12 protein-coding genes are annotated in these 19,680 nt (G+C 36.9%); 4 read left to right on the plus strand and 8 right to left on the minus strand.

Annotated features, from left to right (window positions below):
• Nucleotides 1–100: 100 nt before the first annotated feature.
• From OLM58_RS20005 to OLM58_RS20020, 4 genes are all read left to right on the plus strand, one after another.
• Nucleotides 101–1,018 (plus strand): bestrophin family protein, encoded by a 918-nt coding sequence (locus tag OLM58_RS20005; RefSeq protein WP_264530335.1) that lies wholly within the window; start codon nucleotides 101–103, stop codon nucleotides 1,016–1,018.
• Nucleotides 1,019–1,048: 30 nt separating this feature from the next.
• Nucleotides 1,049–1,732, plus strand: coding sequence for a response regulator transcription factor (locus OLM58_RS20010; protein ID WP_264530336.1), 684 nt, complete (start codon nucleotides 1,049–1,051; stop codon nucleotides 1,730–1,732).
• 215 nt (nucleotides 1,733–1,947) lie between these two features.
• On the plus strand, nucleotides 1,948–3,315 hold the full coding sequence (locus OLM58_RS20015; protein ID WP_264530337.1) for a HAMP domain-containing histidine kinase: 1,368 nt from the start codon (nucleotides 1,948–1,950) through the stop codon (nucleotides 3,313–3,315).
• 294 nt (nucleotides 3,316–3,609) lie between these two features.
• A complete protein-coding gene (locus OLM58_RS20020) occupies nucleotides 3,610–6,825 on the plus strand; it encodes a TonB-dependent receptor (RefSeq protein ID WP_264530338.1) in 3,216 nt (1,071 codons plus the stop codon).
• Between the two features lie 429 nt (nucleotides 6,826–7,254).
• Here OLM58_RS20020 and OLM58_RS20025 read toward each other — a convergent pair whose 3' ends face one another.
• The 8 genes from OLM58_RS20025 to OLM58_RS20060 form a co-directional block, all read right to left on the minus strand.
• Entirely contained in the window at nucleotides 7,255–8,688 is a 1,434-nt protein-coding gene (locus OLM58_RS20025; protein WP_264530339.1) for a glycosyltransferase family 2 protein, read from the minus strand.
• Nucleotides 8,689–8,700: 12 nt separating this feature from the next.
• A complete protein-coding gene (locus tag OLM58_RS20030) occupies nucleotides 8,701–9,522 on the minus strand; it encodes a hypothetical protein (protein WP_264530340.1) in 822 nt (273 codons plus the stop codon).
• A 1-nt stretch (nucleotide 9,523) separates the two neighbouring features.
• On the minus strand, nucleotides 9,524–10,738 hold the full coding sequence (locus OLM58_RS20035) for a YaiO family outer membrane beta-barrel protein (protein ID WP_264530341.1): 1,215 nt from the start codon (nucleotides 10,736–10,738) through the stop codon (nucleotides 9,524–9,526).
• Nucleotides 10,738–11,103: a response regulator transcription factor gene (locus OLM58_RS20040; RefSeq protein WP_264530342.1), complete on the minus strand. Its 366-nt coding sequence runs from the start codon at nucleotides 11,101–11,103 to the stop codon at nucleotides 10,738–10,740. The genes OLM58_RS20035 and OLM58_RS20040 overlap by 1 nt, the downstream gene beginning before the upstream one ends.
• Before the next feature lie 88 nt (nucleotides 11,104–11,191).
• Nucleotides 11,192–13,180, minus strand: coding sequence for a GAF domain-containing hybrid sensor histidine kinase/response regulator (locus OLM58_RS20045; RefSeq protein ID WP_264530343.1), 1,989 nt, complete (start codon nucleotides 13,178–13,180; stop codon nucleotides 11,192–11,194).
• A gap of 172 nt (nucleotides 13,181–13,352) precedes the next feature.
• Nucleotides 13,353–14,483: an efflux RND transporter periplasmic adaptor subunit gene (locus OLM58_RS20050; RefSeq protein ID WP_264530344.1), complete on the minus strand. Its 1,131-nt coding sequence runs from the start codon at nucleotides 14,481–14,483 to the stop codon at nucleotides 13,353–13,355.
• A gap of 4 nt (nucleotides 14,484–14,487) precedes the next feature.
• Entirely contained in the window at nucleotides 14,488–18,867 is a 4,380-nt protein-coding gene (locus OLM58_RS20055; protein ID WP_264530345.1) for a CusA/CzcA family heavy metal efflux RND transporter, read from the minus strand.
• Between the two features lie 83 nt (nucleotides 18,868–18,950).
• Nucleotides 18,951–19,328, minus strand: a complete 378-nt coding sequence (locus tag OLM58_RS20060; RefSeq protein ID WP_017495700.1) for a hypothetical protein — start codon at nucleotides 19,326–19,328, stop codon at nucleotides 18,951–18,953.
• Nucleotides 19,329–19,680 lie beyond the last annotated feature (352 nt).

Raw genomic sequence — 19,680 nt, forward strand, 5'->3', positions numbered from 1 at the left:
CTATACGCCTGATCTCGTTTAATCCTTATATATTTCTATCATTTTTTGTTTGAGGCCACACTTTTAATTACTTTTATGGTATTAAATCTAATCAGCGTCAATGATTATAAAGAAAAAGAATACCTGGTTTAAAATGCTCTTTGAATGGCGAGGTTCCGTTTTGCCACAGCTTCTCCCTAGACTTTTATTATTACTGCTGTTTTCCTTTGTCGTCGTTTATTTTAAACCCTGGCTCCTTCAGTATAATCTGCACATCAATCCTGCTATTTTTACATTATTTGGAATTGCACTGGCCATTTTCCTTGGTTTCAGAAACAGTGTGAGTTACGATCGTTTTTGGGAAGGACGAAAACTTTGGGGTGCATTACTCAATGATACCCGATCTCTTGCCCGACAAAGCATCACTCTTGTTCCAGACAAAGAATACGATGCCAAACGCGAAAAATTTACTAATTTACTTATTGCATTTGTATACAGTCTCAAACATCAGCTTCGGGAAACCAATTCTGATGCCGATATGAACCGATTACTCCCCAAAGAGTTTGCCGACCAATTAAAAGAAACTCGCTATAAACCCATACTTATCTTAAGAGAATTGGGACTTTGGGTAAAAGACGCCAAATCTGAAAATAAAATAGATAGTGTTACACAACTGGCTTTTGAAGAAAATCTAAATAAACTGTCCGATATTGTTGGCGGTTGTGAACGAATTGCCGGTACACCTATCCCCTATACCTACAGTGTATTATTACACAGAACGGTTTATATTTATTGCTTTTTATTGTCTTTTGGTTTTGTCGAAACTATGGGCTGGATCACACCGTTTATCATTGTTTTTATTGCCTATACTTTTGTGGCGTTGGAAGCCATTGCAGACGAACTCGAAAATCCATTTGGTTTGCAGCCTAACGATCTTGCCCTCGATGCAATGTCTGAAATGATCGAAAACACCTTATTAGAATTAAACGATAAAAAAATAAATCCGGCAACACATCATAAGAATTACTTTATTACTTAAGAGGTAGTACACCTCAATTATATTTCGAATATGAACAAAGTGTTATTAGTTGAAGACGATCCCAGAGTTGCATCATTTATCACAAGAGGATTAGAAGAACATTTGTATGAAGTTAAAACCATTGCCAAAGGTTTTGAAGCCATCAAAGAGGTTATGGAAAACGAGTACAATATCATTATTCTTGATATCATGCTTCCGGACATTACCGGCTTTGAAGTTTGCGAAGTTTTACGAAGCAGAAAAATTATAGTCCCCATACTTATTTTAAGTGCACTCGATACACCACAGGAAAAAGTAAAAGGTTTACAATCCGGAGCCGACGATTATCTTGCCAAACCCTTTTTGTTTGAAGAACTTTTGGCCCGAATTAATGCACAGCTTCGTCGTGCCGAATTCAGTACCGGAATTCTCGATTTTCAGTCCTATGCCGGAATCGAAATCAATATGAAAGAACAAAGTGCCACAAGAGATGGCAAAGAGCTCAACCTTTCGTCGAGAGAGCTCAAACTCCTGATTTTCTTTATGAAAAATCGCGAAACTGCCTTGTCAAGAGTTGCTATTGCACAAGCGGTCTGGAACATTGATTTTGACAGCACCTCCAATACCGTTGACGTGTATATTAATTATCTGCGAAATAAAATCGACAAGAACTTCCCTACTCCACTCATACACACCATAAAAGGAACCGGGTATATGTTGAAGCAGAAGAGCTGAAAAAGCAAAGAGGCGAGAAAATAGAACAAAGAACAAAGAACAAAGAGCAAAGAGCAAAGAGTAAAGAGTAAAGAGTAAAGCGTAAAAATCTGCTGAATCTGCTAACCCGAGCGATAGCGAACAGGCGAAGCAATCTGCGAGAGGAAATAAATACATCGCTATTCCCACTTATTTTGAATTATGTTCCCATATAGTAAAAACAGACCTAAAGCGTTATGAATCTTAAAAATAAATTAGCGGTAAATTCGACCCTGCTTTTTGCTTTTATCGTCGGATTACTCATGACCGGATCATTCCTGCTTTTCAGAAGCCATATGAAAGATCTTTATTATGACAATCTCGAAGATCATGCTTTAACCGCTGCTTTATTTTATTTTAAGAAAGATGAAATAAAAGAATTTACAAACGAACGATACCATCAGATTGAAGTTCAGTACCACCGAATCAACAATGAATCCATTCGGGTTTACGATGCCAAAACCAAAAAATTATACTTAAAAGATTCGATTGATATTGAGCTTAGTGACCATGAACTGAATACTATTGTAAAAAATAAAATAGAATCGTTTACCATAAAAAACAGGCAGTTTGTAGGGTTATTTTACAAAGACAATCAGGGCGATTTTATAATTGTAGTCTCTGGTATCAATCACACGGGTAACCGACAGCTTGAGATTCTGGGCCTAATGTTTATCCTTTTTTACCTGGCAGGCATTCCTCTAAACTATCTTTTGGGGACATTTTTAGCCAAACAAACCTTCCGTCCTTTTAAAGAAGTCATTGCAAAAGTAAATACCATCACCACCGAAAATCTGCATTCGAGATTAGAAGTGCAGCAAGCTCAGGAGAAAGATGAAATTAAAGAACTTGTCACTACTTTCAATTATCTCTTAGAAAGGCTTGAAACCGGTGTGATGACGCAGAAAAATTTTCTAAAAAATGCCTCACACGAACTCAAAACTCCCTTGACCATCATCATTGGTGATATTGACGTATCCCTCCAACAACCCAGGACCAACGAGCAATATGAAGAAATTTTAAAATCCCTTAAAAAAGACACGCTGCATTTAAAATCAACCTTAGATGGCCTTCTGGTATTATCGGGACTTCAGCTGTCTGAACCTCAGCAAATGGAAACCATAAGAATTGATGAAATACTATGGAATGTACTGGAGAAAAAAGCAATTGAATACCCTGAATCTAAAGTATCGGTAGATCTAAGTGCTTTGGCCGATCGTGAAAATTTACTTTCGGTTCATGCCAATAAACATATGCTTTTTATAGCCCTATATAATATTTTAGACAATGCGATTAAGTTTTCATCTCCTAAGCCGGTAAATGTTTTAACTTTCTCTGAGCACAATAAACTTTTAATACAAATTACAGATCAGGGTTCCGGAATTTCAGAACAGGACAAAGAATCTATTTTTGATCTTTTTTTCAGAAGCGATCATACCCGCCACATACAGGGCCAAGGTTTAGGTCTCTTCATTACTATGCAGATACTCAAACTGCATCATATTCATGTTAGAGTAGATTCTGAAGTTGGAAAAGGTACTTCTGTTACCTTGGTATTTCCGTAATTTGACTCGTTTCTCTATTGTTTTAGCAAGCCTTACTCCTGTCTGTTTTTGCAATAGGTAACCTTTACTTAACACTCTAATCTTTCTTTAATCTACTTTAAATACAACTCTAATCCATTTATTTCTAACTATTTACACAAATCATTGATTTTAAAGACCTAAAAGATTCTACAAACCTAACAGCTTGATAATTTTAAATTAACACTAACTATTTTTATCATTTTAAGTTAACAAAAGCGTTAAATCCGATCGGAACAAACTGAGTTTCTTTGTCAAATAAAAACTAAAAAATCAATGACAAAACTAAAACTCATTTTTTCGGCTGTAATGCTCCTTGTTATGGGAAACATTTTTGCTCAGATTACTACCTCTTCATTATCTGCAAAAGTTAATGATGGTACAAGTCCCCTAACGGGTGCAGAAGTTACTTTAACTCATTTACCTACTAATGCAGTGTACAAAGCTGTGACTGACAAACAAGGTAGATTTAGTTTCGAAAATTTAAATGCCGGCGGACCTTACGAATTAGAAATTAAAAGTTCTGCCACCAAAGATTATTCTAATGCACAAATACACTTAGCACTTGGCGATAATGACCTGCCGGTGATAGTAGTTGGCAAAGCAGACAACAATGTGCTGGAAGAAGTTGTGATTACAAGTTCTAAACCCTCTTCTAAAAATAATGGAACGAATATTAATGAAAAACAGGTCAATGGTCTTCCGTTAATCAATCGCGGGATTCAGGATGTGACAAAATTAGTCCCTCAAAGTTCCAACAACTCTTTTGCCGGTACTAATTTCAGATACAACAACGTCACGATCGACGGTTCGATCAACAATGATGCGATTGGTTTTAGTCCGTCTTTAGGAGGTCAATCGGGAACTTCAGGAATGCCGGGAAGCAGTACACGTTCCAATTCTATAAGTCTTGACGCTATACAGGATATTCAGGTTTATATTGCTCCTTACGATATTAAATTAGGTAACTTTTTAGGAGGAAGCGTTAATGCTGTTACCAGAAGTGGCAGCAACAATGTTACGGGATCGATTTACAGTTACGGAAGAAACGCCGCTATTACTGGCCGCAATAATGCCGGTGACGGTTCTAAAATGCCAAATTCTTTTGGTGATTATCAAATTGGTTTCCGATTGGGTTTACCGATCGTAAAAGATAAATTGTTCTTCTTTACGAATATGGAATATGCCGAAAGAACTGATCCTATATTTTACAATGCAGGACAAACCGATTCTAACGGAAAACTGACTTCATTAGTAGACAACACTACCGCACAGCAAATATCAGACTTCGTAAAAACTAACTACGGATTTGATACCGGAACTTTCGGCGGATACAACAACTTTGCAAAAAGTCAAAAATTCTTCAACAAATTAGACTGGAAAATTAACGAAAAACATTCGTTATCGTTGCGAAACAACACCGTGATCTCACAAGCTTCCAACTTAGAGCGTGATGCGGCAAACTTCAGATTCTCCAGCATGGATTTTACGCAAAAAAACCAATCTATCAGTACCGTTTTAGAACTTAAAAGTCATTTTAACAGCCAGTGGTCTAACTCGTTCATTGCAAGTTACTCGGCTATCAAAGATTATCGCGATCCAAAATCAGGTAATATCATGTTTCCACAAACCGAAATTGGATATAACGGAGGAACCATCTTTTTAGGGAATGATCGTGAAGCAACAGTATTCAACATGAAACAAAATACTGCCGAAATCACAGATAACCTTACCTACAAAACCGGAAATCATACCTTATTGTTCGGTACGCACAATGAATTCTACGACATCAATTACGGATTCGTAAATGCCCTTAACGGAAGAGTATCCTACAAATCTCTGGCAGATTTCTACAACAAACTTCCTACCCGTGTTCGCGGAACCTATCCTTTCGACGGTTCTTCAAGAGACCAAATCTTCAACAATCCTTATGCACAGTTCAAAGTAAATCTTTACAGTGTTTATGTACAGGATGAAATTAGAATTGGCAACAAACTTAAAGTTACTCCCGGTGTGAGAATAGACTACACAGACTTGCCTAATAAACCAAAATTAAGCCCGCAGGTACAAAACTCTCCGGCTGATCCAAATTACGGTAACACTTACTCCTACACTCCGTTAAGCCAGATTAAAAACAACTTTTTCAGTACGGCATTAGTTTCTCCAAGAATTGGATTTACATACAATGTAGACGAAGGCAAAACACTTGTTATTCGCGGCGGATCTGGAGTATTTACAGGAAGAATTCCATTTGCATGGCTGGGATATGCTTACTACAATGATGGTGTAGGTTACGGAAGTTATGACAAAAACAACCTTACCCCTGCACAAGTTGCTACAGCTGGAGATCCTTTGGCGACCAACGGATTAAACGGATATCACGATGCAACGCCAAAAGTACAGGCCGATCTGGTGGATAACAAATTTAAAATGCCGGCAGTGTTGAGAAACTCGCTTGCAATCGATAAAATCATCAACGGTTATAAATTTACTACTGAAGGTATTTATACCAAAGTGATTCGTGATCTGGAATTCCAACAAGTGAATAAGACTGATAACCCAACTTATTTTTCTTATGATACCAATCACCAGATGCCTATTTATGCAGCCAATATAAATCCTGCTTTTTCAAATGCTTATTTATTATCAAACACGAACAAAGGATACCGATACAGCATTACCGAAATGATCTCAAAAACGTATGATTTTGGTCTTAACTTTATGGTGGCTTATACCTACGGAAATTCTAAAGATATTACTAACGGAATCCGTAACTCCATGGAAAGTAATTTTCAGATGAACCAGTCGTTAACACCAAATAATCCTCAGTTAGCAACATCAAACTTCAACATCAAACACAGAATTGTTTCTAATGTTGGATATGCCGTAAAAGTGGCCGATAACAATACGTTCTCAGCAAATGTATATTTCAATGCTCAGTCCGGAAATCCGTTTTCATGGGGATTTGTAAACTCAACTATTGCAGGAACCGGTCAGGCAGCAGGATTGGCTTATATCTTCAAAGATGCAGCAGAAGCCGCGAAATACATTGGAGTAAATGCAGCAGGAGTTCCGTCGGCTACAGCAGCACAACAGGTAGCAGATTACGAAGCTTTTATTAATGGAAATGATTATTTGAAAAGCAGAAGAGGAAACTTCACAGAAAGAAACGGTGCTACTACCCCATGGAACATACAAGCTGATTTGAAACTAATGGATGAAATCAAAATTAATAAAGCAGGTGCTTTACAGCTTTCATTCAGCATTGCAAATATTGGAAACCTGATTAACAAGGATTGGGGAAGAAGCTATTTTGTTCCGAACACCTACAATTCAACAGCAAATCTTGGGTTAACAAAATCAGGAAACTTAGGCGGAGTTGCTACTGGCGATCCAACTTATACGTTCCAGAAACCTTCGACATCACCTTATACTGTAGATCAGTTAGCCTCAAGATTCCAAGGACAATTTGGAGTGAGGTATACGTTCTAAAGATTGTGTTTTATTTTTTTATTATCCCCCAGTTTCAGTCCCTTTTGAAACTGGGGGATTTTTTTTAAAGAACCTGAACTTCATTACGAAGACAAATCTAATGGTCATAAATTTAAGCGAGCCAAATTTTACCTTTTTGTAGTGTTTTATTAATTGAGATTAGGCTTTACACCCTTGCAGGGCCTATAAGTTCTTTTTTTTTATTCATAGCGCTCCGCACTATGTTATTCCTAATGCTCTTTCAGAACAAGATTAGGAATTTTTAATGGTATTTTTAAACGATTGTAAAAATAGACTGAATGCCTAAAAACATAAGCGTAGTGTATCGCACTACGGAATAAGTTAATCTCACGCATTACCCTGAAGGGGCAAAAGCAAATAATTCCAATAATTATTAAGCATCAGATCAAGAAGAATATACTCTATTTTCTATTCTTTTTTTGTAAAACCTTTTCGGGTCATTTCTCCCCAGCCTTTTGTACCTAAAATTTTTTCTTTATAACCTATCAAAGCAGCGTAAACCGCTAAAGGATGAAAATAAAAAGGTTCGATAAAAGCAGCCATCAAAAGTTTGAAAAAATCGGTTTGTTTTGGGTATTTATGATACGTTCTTTCTTCGCTGTACAAAGCAATAACCGAAAAGAAAATGGCAAAAGCATACACAAACAATAACAGTAAAAAGAAAAAATGCCAATTGAGCAGTCCAAATGCAAAAAATATAATAGTAATAACAAGACCTGTAAATTCAATACCGGGAGCTAAAAATTCAAACAAAGTCCAGTATGGAATACTCAGCATTCCTAACAATTTATATTTAGGATTTAAGAACATTTTTTTATGAAAACTTAAGGTTTCAATTGTTCCTCGCATCCATCGGCTGCGTTGTTTTTTAAATATTTTGAAATCTTCCGGAGCTTCTGTCCAGCAAAGCGGGTCGGGAATGTATCGCACGGAATACGGCAATTTGTTTTCGAGCATATAACGACGCATTCTTACGACAAGTTCCATGTCTTCACCCACAGTTTTTGTGCTGTAACCACCTGCCAGTAAAGCAATTTCTTTATCAAAAGCTCCAAAAGCTCCGCTGATAAGCAGCAAACCGTCTAATCTTCCCCAAGCCATTCTTCCTAAAAGAAAAGCTCTTAAATACTCTAAAACCTGTATTCTGGACAACATAACGTCCGGAACATTTACTTCAATCAAACGTCCGTTTTTAATAATACACTGGTTTGCAATCCGAACGACACCGCCCGTTGCAATAATACGCTGTTCGTTGGATTCTAAAAATGGTTTCGCCAGTTTAAGAAGCGAATCTTTGTCGAGAATACAATCCACATCAATACAAACCACATAGGGATTTTGTGCAATATTCAGTCCGGCATTAAGCGCATCAGCTTTCCCGCCATTTTCTTTATCCACTACAATCAGCTTTTTAAAAGCTGCATTTCTGGAAATGTAAAGTCCTTTGATTTTTTTTGTTTCAATCTGTTGATGAAAAGAAAGCTCGGTAAGAACAAGGTCGTAAGTATGAATTAAAACGTCCATCGAATTGTCTTTACTTCCGTCATTCACCACAATAACCTCATATTGATTGTAGTTTAACGAAAGCAGTGATTTTACATTCTCTTCAATAGTAAAACCTTCATTGTACGCGGGTGCAATTAATGAAAGTTTAGGAGCCAATCCACTCGTTAAGAGCACATCATAATCTATAAAACTGTTTCTTTTTAAATAATCTCTTAATTCCTTTGCAGAGAGATAGGCTAATATAAGGTAAGACGACATAATCAATATCGCATAAGCCAATATCAGAATTAAATAAGTATGGACAAAAAATGTTATTTCGTGATTAAAAAAAGTCATTCGCTGCGATTTTTAAACGGTTAATGCCAACATTACATGCTGAGCTCCATATTTCACTGATGTATTTGAAGTTCTTTCTGCTAACTGTTCTACATAAATTAGCTTTTGTGTCAATTTAAGTTCTTTAATAAGTTTTAAACCAAGTGTAACCACTGTGGTATTTTGTGATTCCAATAAAAGTTCGATACCCTTTGTATCTCCGATATCATGTTTTTTAAAGGCGTGAATAATATTTACCTGAGTCCATTCGTCGATAGGACTTGTATGCGCTGTAAGATGTACAATACCTTTTGTTCCTGCCAGCTTTATACAAGCGCTTATGGCGGTAATCTGCAACACTTTATTACGAGTATTTGAGAATGTTATTAGGGTATCAAAAGCATCGGCAACATTCATTTCTGCCAGTTCTGTGATTCCTTTACCTCTGACATCCCATTTTAAACTTTTCAGTTTTTTTAAAGAATCGTTTATAAGCCCGGAATCTTTATAAAACTGTTCTAGTTTTTGTGCATAAACACCTTGGTAGTTTTTATGAAGATTGATAAGAGATTCTGTAATGACTTCTCTAAAAAACTTACTTTCAGCCATTACTGTATAATCATTATTCTTCAAGACATCAGAAAAAGAAATATCTTCAAAAACTACAGAAAACAACAGTTTATCAATAAACGCATCATATTCTATTCTTCGCCTTTCTTCTTTAATTTTTCTATTACGGCTTTGAATAATTAAGAGGTAAAAGAATAGCGACGCCAATACAAACAGGCCAATTGAAAAGGTTAAAAATGGTTCAACCCATGTCCCTCTTTTATAAAATTCCCATAGATCAGTCATCTTAAAATCGTTTCGTGATAATTATTTGAGCGTTAAACCTGTTTCTGTATGCTGCCGGCAGATATTCTTCGTATTCATACAGAAAAATTGGACGCACAAAAAATGAATCACCCAAACGGTGCTGATACTGCACTCCTGCTCTATACGCTTTTAAAGGTTGTATAAAGTTGCTGTATAAATATAAATACGGCACATTTCCGTACTGAACTTCGAATCTTACTACACGTTCTTTTTCTTCATTTGCATGCTGAAAACTTAAAACATGAGAGAATAATGCATTTTCCGTATCATAATAAGGTCGGTAAGCAACTGCGTTTGCTCCTGTTTTATAAGAAATTTGTCCGGTAAGCAATGTCACATCATCGGTTTCAAAATGCATGTATCTCGCTCCCAAAGCATAGTCAAATCTTTTCTGAGGTCTGAAGTAATATTCGGCACCAAATTTTGCCACCGGAAATATAGTTTCACCTGTCGAAACTCCTGCATTTACATACAGATAATCTTTTTTTGAAAAAGTCTGATAATAATCTGCTTCAAACAATGCCTGAGTATCGTTCCCGATATGCCCCATATTAGCACGCCCTACAAGAGCTGATTTACTGAATTTATGTGCATATTCAACATAACCGTAATGCAATGGCGCCTGCCCCGGGTTTGAAGTCGAAATGTTTAAATAAGAAACCGAAACTGCATTTTTAGTCTTACGATCAATAAGTGTACGTAGCGCTTTAAAGGCCTGAGTACTATTTTCGTTTACGGATGCTTTTTCGATAATCTCCAGCGCCTCTTTGTCTCTGCCCAGTTTTTCAAGACAGGTCACTTTTATTTTTAAGACGTCAACATTCGTAGCATCAACTGCCAGATAGCGATCACAATACGATATACATTTTTCAAAATCTTCTGTCCAGTAATACACGTTTATAATGGCTAGCAGAGCATCCGGATTCGGGTTGACCCTGTCTGCCATTGGGGACAATGCTTGTATGACTGTTTTATACTCTTTTTTCCAGCTGTAAATACGTCCTGAAAAAGTTTTTATATCTTCATTTTCAGGATATTTTTTGAGCAAAAGATCAACTAATGATAATGCTTTGTCATAACGGCCCTGCTCTGCTTCGCTCCTTGCACTTGCCAGAGTTTCATCGATATTAATTTCCTGTCCCGCAGCAGTAATCGAAACAAACAACAGCACAGCCAAATAGTATACCAATTTCATTAAGCACGTACATTTAGTAATTTATTAATTCTTACCAAAAGTACGGCAGGGCTTATAGGCTTTGCAATAAACTCGTTTGCTCCAATGTCAAAAGAATCGAGCTCTGTTTGCTCAACCCCTGAAGAGGTAAGTATAATTACCGGAATATCTAAATTAAGAGTTTGCCTCACATACTGCGTAATTTCCATTCCGCTTATGCCGGGCATATTTATGTCTGTAAGGATCAGATCATAGCTATTGCTTTTAATAGCTCCGAGTGCGTCTTTACCATCAGAAAACTGGTCAACGTAGTATCCTTTAGACTCTAAGAAAAATGATAATGATTTGCGTAGGATATCATTATCTTCAGCTAAAACTATTCTCATAGGTTCAAAATTTGTCTTTGGGGGAAATTGATAATTTTATATTCTAAAATTAAAAACTATTGTAAAGCTACGGGATATTTCGCTTTTATCATAGTTCTTTTAAATATTTAATTACTTCAATTATGCCACAATGAAAAATATTTACCTTATCTGCTGCTTCATTTGTAAATTGTTCAATCCTGGCTTCTTCCTCGATTACAGCTAAACAATTACTGAGATCATCCAACATAAATAAGTCCAAACTGGATCTCATGTTATGGGTCAGGTTTTTTACTTTTAGAAAATCATTATTTTTAAATGCTTCCTGAAGCAAAACATCTTCATTTGGTATTTTTTCGATAAAAAGATTGATCATGTCCTGTCTGAAGTTTAAATCACCACATGCCATTTCATCAATAAAGGACAAATTTACTCTTCTCTTGCGAGTAACTTTATACTCCGGATTCATTACTGCTCTAATAGCTTCTAGAAGCACCGGCTGTTTGAACGGTTTCGGGACATAACCATCCATCCCTACATTATAACAACGTTCTTGTTCACCTACGAGCGAATGCGCGGTCATGGCAATAATCGGAATACTCGAATTCATTTCATTTCGAATATAATCAGTAGTCTGATATCCGTCTTTAACCGGCATTTGAAGATCCATCAATACCAAATCGTATTCATTTTTCGATAAAAGCTCGATGCCTTCTTCTCCGTTTTCTGCTATTTCCAATTCAAAGCCAAAATTATAGATGACACTTTTGGCCAGTTTCTGGTTTAAAACATTGTCTTCGCAAAGCAATATTTTTAGTTTCCCCAAACTTTCTCCTGATATTTCCTCGTCAGTTTCCTGAATATAATCTGCTTTTTTGTAATTAATAACAAAGAAAAATTCCGATCCTCTGTTTTCCTGACTTTTTACATTAATTTCAGCACCTTGTAATTCAATTAATTGTTTTACGATATTAAGTCCTAAACCAGTCCCTCCAAATCTTCTTGTGGTACTGTCCTCTGCCTGAGTAAAACGTTCAAAAATAGTTTTCAGTTTCTCGGAAGGAATTCCGATACCTGTATCTTTAATGGAAAATTTAAGCGAGTAATAATCCTCTGTTTGTTCCATCACTTTTACCGAGACCGTCACTTCTCCTTCCTGAGTAAACTTAAGTGCATTGCCTATTAAATTAACCAATATCTGATTTAATCTTCCTTCGTCTCCAATAACAATTTCCGGCATATCAGCATCCAGAAAAAGATTGAACTCTACTTCTTTAGAAGCCTTTATTTTAAGTAAATTATAAATATGCTTTAAAGTGCTTTTTAAATTGAAAGGCATGGCTTCTATGGTCAGATTACCGGATTCCATTTTAGACAAATCCAGAATATCATTGACAATTAAAAGCAGATTTTCTCCTGCTATCTGCACGCTGTTGATATAGTCCCGCTGAACAGTGTCGAGTTTGGTCTGTGCAAGAAGATCCGTAAAACCAATAATACCGTTCAAAGGAGTTCTGATTTCGTGACTCATATTAGCCAAAAAGCTGTCTTTTGCCAGAACGGCTTTCTCTGCAATCTTCTTCTGTTTGTCAAGCTCAATATTCTTTGTTCCCAATTCCAGCTGGCTGATTACGTGTTTTGCTACAATTCTGAGTGCATTTCGCTGATCTTCATTCAGTTCTTTTGTAACATGATCAATGGCGCATAACGTTCCAATATTATAACCGTCCGGCGTTGTCAGCGGTATACCGGCATAAAATCGAACTTTAAAACCACCCGTAACATTAGCATCGTCTTTAAATCTCTCATTTAAAAAAGTATCATTTATTTCAACCATTTTAGATTCTAAAATAGTATACTGACAAAAAGAAATTTCGCGAGGCACCTCAGAAACGCCGATTCCAATTTCAGATTTAAACCACTGTCTGTTCTCATCTATAAAGGAAATATGAGCTATTGGTACATCACAGATATAAGATACTAATTTGGTTGCATCATCAAAAGCATGATCAGGAAGTGTATCAAGTATATTGTAACGTTTTAGAGCAGCTAAACGCTCTGATTCGTTGACCGGTATTGGAAAGTTGGGAGTTTTCATTGCAGCTAGTGGTAAACTTGGATAAATATAAAAATAATTTGAGATAAAATGTTCTTTTTTTACGACCGATCGTTTGGATATGACGCATAAAATCAAATACCTTAATTTAACAAGCAATCACATATTAAATCAAAACAATACAAAAGGCAGCTTAAAAAAGCTGCCCTTTGTGTTACTGATCTCCTTTATTCATAAAACTCATTAAAAGTGTATAAGCATTTTTGATTACAATTTTCGAAGATTGATCTATAATTGGTGACTTTATCATTTGATATCCGTTAGCGGAAGATCCGGTTTCTACCGGAACCATCTTATAGATTCCGTTTGTACTTACCGAAAAAACAAAAAACTTCCCCTGCCATCGTACCACGGCATCTTCCGGAACCGTGATGGCTTTTTCGTTATTAAATTCTGCCTCTGCATTAATAAAAAGCCCAGGTATCAATGAACTTTCATACTGATTCACTTTACAAATCACCTCTGCTGCACGATCATCATTAAGACTTTGATTGATATAAGCAATTTTTGCTTTGTACTTTTTAGACGGATTCGCATTAGTGAAAGCTGTAACGGTTTGCCCTACCGAAAGTTGCTGTATGTCTTTTTCAAAAACATTCATGGTCAAAACAATATCCCTCATTTCAATCAGCTCAAAAAGCATGTCGGTCGCTGAAATGTATTTTCCCACATTCACGTTAATCTTAGCAACCAACCCATTTATTGGTGAACGAATCACAACCGTTTTGCTTATCGTTGAAGAGGTGAGTTTTTTGACATTAATCCCTAACAACCCCAGCTTTTGGGCTAACGATGACATATAAATGTGTTGTGTCTGCATCTCAGTTGCAGTCTGTTCAAACAGCTTATCACTACTTGCTTTCTTGGCATTAAGCTCCTTTTGTCGATTAAACTCACTTTGGGCCAACTGAAATTTTTCTTTCGCGGTAAGATAATCCTGTTGCAATTGTATGTATTGCATGTCCTCGACTACCGCCAATACTTGTCCCTTTCTAACATGCATACCTGCCATTAAATCCGTTTTTTTGATGTAACCTCCTAAAGGAATACTTACTGTAACCACACTCTTTGGAGGCACCGTTACGGTCCCCTGAAGCTGTAATATTCCTTTTACTGTTCTTTCTTCAGGATGACCAACAAGCAATTTTGCATTTTTGATCTGTGCATCGCTTAATTGAATACTGTTTTCAGGTGTTAATACTTTTTTACTTTGTGATTCTTTTTTGTCGCTCTGGCAGGAAACCAAGCATAGAAAAACAAAAATGATACTGCTATATATTTTCATTATTTTATAAATTATTAAGGGTTTGCCAATTAATTACAGCTTTGTTGTAATCATTAATTCGGTCTAAATATTCATTTTTTATGGTGATCGCCTGATTGACCACTAAAACCCATTGCAGGTAATCGATATCTCCATTTTCCAATTGACTGTTGGCTGTATCGATAATTATTGTCGCATTTTTTAATCCTTCGTTTTCATAATAGGAAAGGCTTTCTTTGTATTTTTCGATTTCATTTACCGCATTGACAATCTCTGTCTTCAATTCAATTTTTGTAGTTTCTGCCTGCATTTTGTACGCTTCATAATCTACTTTGGCTGCTTTATTACGCGCGGACTGACTGCCAAAAAAAAGAGGGACTGACAAACCGAAATTAACATAATTAAATCTCTGACTTCCATTGTAATAAACTTCCTGACCTACAGTGCTTGTTTGTGTTCCAATGATGCTTAAATTATTATAGCCAATGGTAATATCGGGGAGTATTTTGGACTGTTCCGTTCTCCATCTCCATTTTGCCGCTTCTGCTTCGTACATTGAAAGTTGTACCTGAGGAAGCTCTGCGGTATCTTTATTTTGATGTAATGAAACCATAAAATCATTTTTTACAGTCTGTGAAATGGGCACATGAACCATACTGTCCTGAAGAACCGTATTAAACGTTTTAAGTATGATGGAGATATCTTTATTTACCATTGCAAGCTGGTTCATATAAAACTGCCGTGCAGATTGAGAAGCTGTTTTTTCCAAAACATTAGCTTCTCCTGTTTTATAGCGTAGCTCTGATTTCTGTTCCATTAATCTGTAAATCGAATCGGCATAAGTCAGCAATTCCTTTTTACTGTTGAGCCAGATGTAATCATAAAATAAGTTTCTCACATTCGACTTAACCTGTTGCACTGTTAACTGCGATTCTGCTTTTGCGGCATTGTGATGCTCTCTCAATACTTTTTTCTGATTTGTATATACTGTTGGAAAAGCAAAAGTCTGACTAATCCCAAAACGGTTGTCGTTTACAGCGCTATTAAATTGACCATAATCGGCAGTAAAAGCTGTTTTAGGAATATCAAAAGCAGATTTTTCCAATTGTTCTTTCGATCTTTCATTCAATTGAGAAGATTTAATTCTTCTGTTGTGCTGCATCGCTATTGATAAAGATTCTTCAAGCGAGATAGGTGCATCTTGTGCCTGTACCGAAGCCGTAAGAAACAAAGCCAGCACTAGTAAAGTCAGTTTATCCATCTTATGTTTTTTATTTTTCTTAGAAAAAACTTTGCTATGATACGTCATTAAATAAATTGCCGGAAGTACAAAAAGTGTGAGTAGAGTTGCGGTAATGAGTCCGCCGATAACGACCGTGGCCAACGGACGCTGTACCTCTGCTCCTGCGCCATTGCTCAAAGCCATAGGTAAAAATCCTAAAGAAGCAACAGCAGCTGTCATCAATACAGGACGCAACCTGTTTTTGGTTCCGTTAATGATAATCTGAAGCGGATCGGTAATTTCGCCGTGTTTTTGTATCCGATTGAACTCGGAGATTAAAACAATTCCATTTAAAACGGCTACGCCAAACAGTGCAATAAAACCAACACCGGCCGAAATACTAAACGGCATATCCCGCAACGCCAGTCCAAAAACACCGCCAATTGCCGATAACGGAATGGCAGTAAAAATGATAATGCCTTCTTTAAAAGATCGGAAAGCAAAATACAACAGCGCCAAAATCATAAACAAAGCTGCAGGGACTGCAATTCCAAGGCGCGATTTGGCCTGTTGCAGATTTTCAAAAGTCCCTCCATAGGTAATGTAATATCCGGGAGCAAATTTGATCTGACTGTTTACTTTTTTCTGCAATTCCTCTACAATAGATTCAACATCCCGTCCTCTTACATTAAAACCAACAATAATTCTCCTTTTGGCATCTTCGCGCTGAATCTGGTTCGGACCTTCCACTTCTTTAACCGAAGCTACCTGATACAACGGGATCTGCATTCCGGAACGGGTTGCAATCAGTAAATTTCGAACATCCTCAATATCTTTCCGTCCATTAGCTTCCACGCGTACCACCATATCGAACTTTTTTTCTCCTTCATAAATACTGCCTGCTACAGCTCCTGCAAACGCGGCATTTACGGTTTGATTGATGTCTGAAACATAAATACCGTACTTCGCCATTTCTGCCCAATCATAGTCAATAACAATTTGTGGCATTCCGGTAACTTTCTCCACATAAAGATCTGTAGCGCCTTCTACAGTAGTGCTAATCGCGCCTAACTGCTCGGCATATTTTGCCAGTTTATCGAGATCTTCGCCATAAATTTTACAAACCAAATCCTGCTTTGCTCCTGTCATTAATTCGTTAAAACGCATCTGAACCGGAAACTGAAAACCAGTCGTAACTCCCGGTGCAACCTCTTTAACGGTTTGGGTCATTTGATCTGCCAATTCAGGAAACGAAGAAGCACTGGTCCATTCTGATTTATCTTTTAAGACAATAATCATATCACCTCCTTCTATAGGCATAGGATCTGTTGGAATTTCGGCACTACCAATTCTCGAAACGACTTTTTCCACTTCCGGATAGGTATTTTTTAATGCAGTCGAAATTTTCTCAATGGTTGCTGTCGTCGTTGACAAATTTGTCCCCAGTAATAAACGAGTTTCTACGGCAAAATCGCCTTCTTCCAGTTGTGGGATAAATTCACCGCCCATTCGGCTAAAAAGCAACAAGGCGATACCAAACAAAACGAAAGCTGAAATCACAATCGCTTTTCTAACCTGCAATGCTCGCGACAAAACTCTTTCATAATAAAACTCAAGATTTGTCATTATTCGATCCGATAAATTCGGTTTATGATTTATTTTTTTGCTAATGAACAAAGCACTTACCATAGGAACATAGGTAAGCGACAGTATAAAAGCTCCTAAAATGGCAAAGGCCACCGTTTGTGCCATTGGCTTGAACATCTTTCCTTCAATGCCTTCCAGTGATAATATCGGAAGGTATACAATCAGAATAATAATCTGTCCAAATACTGCAGCGTTCATCATGCGTCCTGCTGATCCCGTCACTTCCTTGTCCATCTCTTCTTGTGAAATAGAATCGATTTCTTTGTATTTTTTGGAGGAATGAATATGATGCAAAATGGCTTCCACAATAATCACCGCGCCATCGACTATCAAACCAAAATCAAGCGCACCCAGACTCATTAAATTCCCACTCACACCAAACGTATTCATCATGATAATAGCAAACAGCATGGCCAAAGGAATTACCGAGGCTACAATAAAACCTGCTCTTAAATTACCCAAGAAAAGTACCAACACCAGTACCACGATCAGTGCTCCTTCAATAAGATTCTTCTCTACCGTTCCAATAGCATTATCTACCATTTTAGTCCGATCTAAAAAAGGTTCTATTTTTAAACCTTTTGGTAAAATTTTCTCAATTTCAGCAACTCGTTTTTTAACCTTTACGATCACATTACTGGCATTCTCTCCTTTAAGCATCATTACAATTCCACCAACCGACTCGCCAATATCATCTGTCGTTAAGGCTCCGTAGCGTATCGCAGAAGACATTTTTACCTCTGCAATATCTTTAATCAGAATTGGAGTTCCGGCCTGTGTATTTTTGACAATAATATTCTGAATGTCTTTTATGTTTCGAGTCAATCCAACACTTCGGATGTAAAGTACCGTTGGCCCTTTTTCAATATAGGCCCCACCCGTATTTTCGTTATTACTGTTCAGGGCTGTAAAAACTTCTTTAATAGTCAGGTTCTGCGCTTTAAGCCGCGACGGATTAACGGCAACCTCATATTGCTTTAGTTTCCCTCCAAAAGTAGCAACATCGGCAATTCCGGGAGTTCCCAGAAGCTGTCTTCTTATCGTCCAGTCCTGAATAGTACGCAGGTCTTCCAGAGAATACTTCGTTTCATATCCGGGTTGCGGTTTCAAAACATACTGGTAAATCTCGCCCAGACCTGTAGTTGCGGGTGCCATTTCAGGAATACTCGCGTTCTCTGCAATTTCTACTTTTTGCAATCGTTCTGCCACCTGCTGACGTGCCCAATACACGTCTGTATCGTCAGCAAAAACAATCGTAACCAACGAAAGTCCAAAACGCGAAATACTGCGGCTTTCTTTCAGCTGCGGTATATTACTAATCGCCTGTTCGATTGGAAATGTAATTAAGCGTTCCACATCTTCGGCTCCCAAAGACGGAGCGGTTGTAATAATTTGTACCTGATTGTTGGTGATGTCAGGAACCGCATCAATAGGTAAACGGGTTACTTCAAACACGCCATAGATAATCCATAGCAACGTGAAGATCCCAATTACCAGTTTATTTTTAACTGAGAACTGTATGATCTTATTAAGCATAATTTAATTTATTTGAATATAGTAATGCCAGGGCTAAAACATCAAAAATGTCTTAACCACAATAAAAATTCTATAAAATCAAATTAGGCTACAGGAGGTCGAAATACCGAAAACAAGGAAGGATTTGAATACAAATCTGAGGTATAAGGAATTTTACCCGATGGTGAAAATCCAACGGTAAAAGGAATATAAAATACCGGTTTGTCCTGCGGAACAAACACCAGCTGTACGTAAGGTCCGGATATGTTCTTAAACGGAAGCTGCATATCACGATCAGAATCATTGTCTTTTAAATCTTCTCCCCAGTAATGCATTTCTAAAAAATCAAAAAAACTGATATCATGTCTTTGCTGATGTTCCTTAAAATGCTCCAGCAATATCGGCAATTTATAAAACTGCTGAAAGAACCCAATATTGGATACAATTAAAAAGATGAAAAGATATATAATGATTTTTCGCACTTCACAAATTTAAACGATGTCGCAAAATAATTTCATACTTAAAACAAGAAGCAAACAACTTTTATCATTTTACCCCATTAAAGCACTAAAAATTACAATTATCATATCAAAAACTAAAAATTAAATCATTTTATACAACCTAAAAGTTAATTCAAAACAACTATTCTCAATTTAAAATTAAGATGCTCCCTCCTAAGATATTTCAACTCAAAAAAAACTTCAAAATTCTAAAATTCATAACCCTTTTCTATTTCAAAATGGACGAGAATACTTCCATTAAAATTTTGCTAAAAAGTTCCTAAAACCAAGCTAAATGCTTCTTCCCTGCTGGTCTGGTCTCCTTATTTAACTT

Origin of the sequence: Flavobacterium sp. N502540, from assembly GCF_025947365.1 — a bacterium.
GTDB lineage: Bacteria > Bacteroidota > Bacteroidia > Flavobacteriales > Flavobacteriaceae > Flavobacterium.